The sequence below is a fragment of the Cetobacterium sp. genome (assembly GCF_051658645.1).
Taxonomy (GTDB): domain Bacteria; phylum Fusobacteriota; class Fusobacteriia; order Fusobacteriales; family Fusobacteriaceae; genus Cetobacterium_A.
In genome coordinates this window covers 1-5,183 of the sequence record NZ_JBOFMZ010000026.1, presented here as the reverse complement: position 1 = coordinate 5,183, position 5,183 = coordinate 1, and the positions used below count along the sequence as shown (strand labels likewise).

Below are 5,183 nucleotides of genomic sequence, written 5' to 3'. Positions count from 1 at the left end.
CTGGATTTTTTTATATATTTAAATCTTTAAGACCATTTAGAGAAACATTTATGTATGAATTGATGTATTCGCTATTTTTTTGGCAATTTTTATTTTGTTTAGGATATATATTTTCAAAATATAATTTGTTTCAAAAAATCTATAATTGGCTTTTTAAAAAAGGTATAAATAACAATTTTTTTTATTTGTTAGGTTTAATTATCATAATTGTATTGAGAACACTGATAAGTAAATTAGTAGGTGAAATAATTTTATTTGATATTTTTATGGTGGATTTTATATTTGTACCAGCTTTTATAGTATGTTGTATTAAAATTTTAAGAGAAAGTAGATTAACAAATATATTTTTAATTTTAGGAAAACATTCAACTAATATTTGGCTTATGCACTCATATTTTACTTTAACTTATTTCCAAAATGTAATTTATTCACCAAAGTATTCAGTGTTAGTATTGTTATTAACATTAACATTAACATTAACATTAACAGTTTCAAAAGTTATTTTTATTTTAAGAGAGATAAAATATGAGATTTGAAAATTGGATGGCATTTAAGTTTATTATGGCGAATAAAAATAAAATGATGTTTCCATTTTTAGCAATAGCAGTTTCAACAGCTGCAATATTTTTGTCGTTAACTATTAAAATGAGCATATTTGAAACTGTTCAAAAAGATTTAAGATCTATAGGTAAAAATACAATTTTGATTGGTGGAGATTATATAACCGATAGAGATTGTAGATTTATAAAAAGTATTCCAAATGTTGATTATTATTTTTATGCTGATCAATTTCAAAAAATCGATGAGAATTTATTTAAAGGTTATCCAAAAGAGCTTTTAATAAAAATGAAGTTGCCTAATTTAAGAAAAAATGATGTTATACTTGATTCAACACAATTTAAAACAGAAAAAATCGGAGATATAATAACATTCTATATAAACTCAGAAAAAAAAGAGTTTTTAATCAGAGGGTTTTATAAAGAAACAAATCCTCTTGAAACAATGAAAGTTGGAAAAAGAGTTTTTATGAGTGAAGAAGGCTTTAAAGCTAACATATTATGGACAGAATATTCAAGAGTTGTAATTGCATTTAAAGATAACGTTGAGTCAAAAGATTATACTGAATCTATTTTAAATAACTTAAATAAATATCGAAACAATAAACTTAGTCTTTTAGAAACACCAGAGATTTATAAAAAAATGACTCATATAATAGGTTTTTTAGATAAAACACTGCTGTTATTATTTTTATTATCAACTGGAATCGGTGGGTTTTTTGTATTTAATGTAACAATGAGTTCGATTATTGAAAAAAGATCAAGTATAGGAATGCTAAGTGCAATTGGTATGAGTAAAAAAAGAATTTTTAGATTGTTTTTAATTCAAAATTTATATCTTTTAATATCAGGAATGTTTCTCGGAATAGCTATAGGATTGTTTGTAGTTCAAATACTAGAAAAAATATTAAAAATAGAGATAGTAATTTATAACACAAACTTATCAATTATACTGCTTTCAACAGTTGTATTAGGAGTTATATTAGGAGTTATACCTATAAAAAAAATAGAAAAGAATTCTATTATAGAATTATTAAAAGTTTCATAAGGTGGTGAAAAAGCATGATTGATTTACATAGTCATATTTTGTATTTAATAGATGATGGAGCACAAAGTCTAGATGAATCCTTACAGCTTTGTCGTGAAGCTGTAAAATTGGGATATAAAGAGATTGTATGCACCTCTCACTATCAAAAAGGATATTATGAAAATAAAAGTTATTTCCAAAACTTTGAAAATTTAAAAAGTTACTTGATTAAAGAATCAATTGATTTAAAACTCTATTCTGGAAATGAAATATATCTTGATATAGACACATTTCTATATTTATCAAAAAAAGAATTTAATACTTTAAACAATTCAAAATATGTTTTAGTAGAGTTTCCAAAAGGTTTGATTTTTTCTGCTAAAATAAATATGTTAAAAAAGTTAATTGAATGGGGGTATTATCCAATTATAGCTCATATAGAAAGATATTCTGATTTATTGGATAATTTCGAAGAGTTAAAAAAGCTGTCTGTAAAAACACAATTTAATTTATCTTCAATTGATTACTTTTTAGAAAACTATAAAAAATTATTTTTAAATGGAGATATAGATATAGTAAGTACAGATGCTCATAGAATATCAGGTAGAAACTACGATTTAAAAGAAAAATTAGAGTTATTAAAAAAAGTCTTAGGACCAGCAAAATTTAAAGAAATAACAGAAACAAATCCAAAAGCTATAATTCAAAATTAGAAGAAGCACCATCTTTGAAAGCTTGTCTAGGTAGATACTTATTAACACCAGATATTTTTGAGTATTTAGAAAACACCGCTCCTGGAAAAGGTGGAGAGATTCAATTAACCGATGGGATTTTAGCTATGATGAATGATGGAAAAAAAGTTTTAGCTTATAACTTCGATGGAATCCGTTATGATATTGGTAACAAAATTGGTTTGTTAAAGGCTAACATAGAATTTGGACTACGTCACCCTGAAACTAGTGAGGATTTAAAAGCTTATTTCAAAAATATATAAGAGGATAAGGTAAAAAGCAAGAGAATTTCTCTTGCTTTTTTTTGATGCTCTAGTTAGAATGTGGTATAATGTATTCAAAAAGGGAGTGATATTATGTGTACAAGCTTATTAGATCCAAAGATGGATTTTATATTTAAAAGTATATTTGGAAATGAAAAAGAAAAAAGTGTATTGTTATCATTTTTAAATTCTGCGATAAAATCAGAATCACCTTTAGTAGATGTAGAGTTAAGAAATGTAGAGATGACAAAAGAAGCGATAGAGGATAAAAACAGTAGATTAGATGTCAAAGCTGTAGCAAATGATGGTACTATTATAAATGTAGAGATTCAACTTAGAAATGAGTATAATATGCCAAAAAGAACACTATATTATTGGAGTAAACTTTACTCAGAGCAGTTAAAAGAAGGAGAGAATTATTTAAATTTAAATAGAACTATCTGTATAAATATCTTGAACTACGTACAATTTAAAGAAACGCAGAATTATCATAGTGTATTTAAAATTATAGAAGAGCGAGAAAAAATAGTGCTAAATAAAGATTTTGAAATTCATTTTTTAGAACTTCCAAAGTTAATAAAATTTAGAGTTGATGATCCATTATCTGGATGGGGGATGTTTTTAAAAGAACCTTCGAGCGATATAGTAGAAGAAGCAGAAGAAACTGTAAAAGAGATAAAATTAGCAAAGAAAAAGCTATACTTAATAAGTTCAGATGAAGATGAGCGTGAAAAGTATAGAATGAGAGAAAAAGCTCGATTGGATGCAGCGAGTGCCTTAGCCATAGCAGAACTAAAAGGACTAGAGCAAGGATTAGAGCAGGGAAAAGCAGAAGGAGAAAAGCTAGCGAAATTATCGATAGCAAAAAGTTTGTTTGGGATTATACCGAATGAGTTAATAGCAGAAAAAATAGGGTTAAGTTTAGAAGAGATAAATGAATTGAAATAATAATAAAATTGATAAAAAAAAGTAGATCCAAAGATGGGATTTATATTTAAAAGTATATTTGAAACTGTAAGGATAGAGTGTCCTTAGACACTCTATCCTTACAATCCTTTTAAAAATGTAATTGCCATTTTAAGGGTTACTATAGTTGTTACAACTAGAAAAACAGGACGTATAAACTTAGTTCCTCTAGTAATTGCAACTTTTGCTCCAACACTCGCTCCAAAGAGCATAAAGACTCCTACAGCTAAAGCAGCAACATAGTTTATTTTGCCATAATACATAAAAGCTAGAACACTTGCTATGTTACTCGCTAAATTTAAAAACTTTGAATTTCCACTGCTGCTAATAAAATCAAACTTAAAAATTTTAATAAGGGAGAAGATAATGAAAGATCCTGTTCCTGGACCGAAAAATCCATCGTAAAAACCTAATAAAAGTGCAGTTAGTATTCCAAGTTTTATATTTTTAGAATTAAAGCCCTCAAAATTATCACATTCTCCAAGGTTTTTATGCTTAAAAGTATAAACTAAGACTGCGACTAAAAGTCCAAAAGCTATAGGATAAAGATATTTTGAATCTATAAGTAATACAGATTTTACTCCTAAAATCGCGCCTAAAAATGAAAATGGAACACAGTACTTAATCAATCTCAAATTTACTTTACCAGAGCGTAGGAATCCAAAAGCACTGCCACTGCTAGAGAAAAAAGCAGCTAACTTGTTTGTTCCAAGAGCGGTGTGTGGTGGGATTCCAGCAGCTAAAAATGCAGGTAAACTTATAAGTCCACCGCCACCAGCGATTGCATCAACAAAAGCCGCGATAAAACCAGCTGAGGCTAAAAACATAAAGTTTACAAATGTAATATCTGAAAAAATAAAGTCCAACATAATACCCTCCTGATAAACTATTATAGTAGATATTATAGAGTATTAATAAACTTTTTGAAAGCATTTTTTCCGATTTCATCTTTTTTGAATACACCAGCGTGCTCTAAAACTGTGCTAAAAGTTTTTCCGATTTCATTTTGTAAAATTTGAGCGGTTATATCAATCTCTCTTTCACCTACAATATTAGATATCCAATCATAATGCTTAGCTAAAATTGGATGTGATTTTAAAGTTTCTAATGATTCAGAATTTTTTAACTCTGCTTCTAAAAGTTCCATTTCAACTTTTAATCTTCCAGGTAATATAGCCAATCCCATAACTTCAATTAATCCAATGTTTTCTTTTTTTATATTATGAACTTCAGTGTGTGGATGGAAAATTCCATCGGGATGTTTTTCAGAAGTTCTGTTGTTTCTTAATGCTAAATCCATTTCGAAATATTCTCCAACTCTACGAGCTATTGGAGTTACTGTGTTGTGCGGAACGTCACCGCTAAATGAGATTAAATCTATGCTGGCGTCACTGTAATTTTTCCAGTTTTCGAAAATATAATTTGCAGCGTTCGTTAACTCGTCTCTATTTTTAGAACTTATTCTTAAAACAGAAATAGGCCATTTTAGGGTGCTAAATTTTACACTCTTGAATTTCTTTAATGAAAATTCGTTTTCAACGCCAGCTTTCTCCATTGGGAAAACGTGTTTTCCAGCTTGATAGTGATCATGAGACAGAATAGAGCCACCAACTATAGGTAAATCAGCGTTAGAACCGAT

5 protein-coding genes and 2 pseudogenes are annotated in these 5,183 nt (G+C 27.9%); 5 read left to right on the top strand and 2 right to left on the bottom strand.

Annotation, left to right across the window (positions count from 1 at the left end; translation table 11 throughout):
- The 5 genes and pseudogenes from ACRCZX_RS01935 to ACRCZX_RS01915 form a co-directional block, all read left to right on the top strand.
- A partial coding sequence (locus ACRCZX_RS01935) for a hypothetical protein (RefSeq protein ID WP_438581260.1) occupies positions 1–536 on the top strand: 536 nt, incomplete at its 5' end.
- Positions 526–1,605: an ABC transporter permease gene (locus ACRCZX_RS01930; RefSeq protein ID WP_438581259.1), complete on the top strand. Its 1,080-nt coding sequence runs from the start codon at positions 526–528 to the stop codon at positions 1,603–1,605. The genes ACRCZX_RS01935 and ACRCZX_RS01930, both read left to right, overlap by 11 nt.
- Before the next feature lie 14 nt (positions 1,606–1,619).
- Complete coding sequence (locus ACRCZX_RS01925; protein WP_438581258.1) at positions 1,620–2,297, top strand: tyrosine-protein phosphatase; 678 nt, start codon at positions 1,620–1,622, stop codon at positions 2,295–2,297.
- A pseudogene (locus ACRCZX_RS01920) lies at positions 2,294–2,578 on the top strand (UTP--glucose-1-phosphate uridylyltransferase); the annotation flags it as partial. The gene ACRCZX_RS01925 and the pseudogene ACRCZX_RS01920, both read left to right, overlap by 4 nt.
- Before the next feature lie 93 nt (positions 2,579–2,671).
- Entirely contained in the window at positions 2,672–3,526 is an 855-nt protein-coding gene (locus ACRCZX_RS01915; RefSeq protein ID WP_438581257.1) for an Rpn family recombination-promoting nuclease/putative transposase, read from the top strand.
- 98 nt (positions 3,527–3,624) lie between these two features.
- Here the strand turns inward: ACRCZX_RS01915 and ACRCZX_RS01910 are convergent, their stop codons facing one another.
- Entirely contained in the window at positions 3,625–4,413 is a 789-nt protein-coding gene (locus tag ACRCZX_RS01910) for a sulfite exporter TauE/SafE family protein (protein ID WP_438581256.1), read from the bottom strand.
- Between the two features lie 32 nt (positions 4,414–4,445).
- A pseudogene (locus tag ACRCZX_RS01905) lies at positions 4,446–5,183 on the bottom strand (UDP-glucose--hexose-1-phosphate uridylyltransferase); the annotation flags it as partial.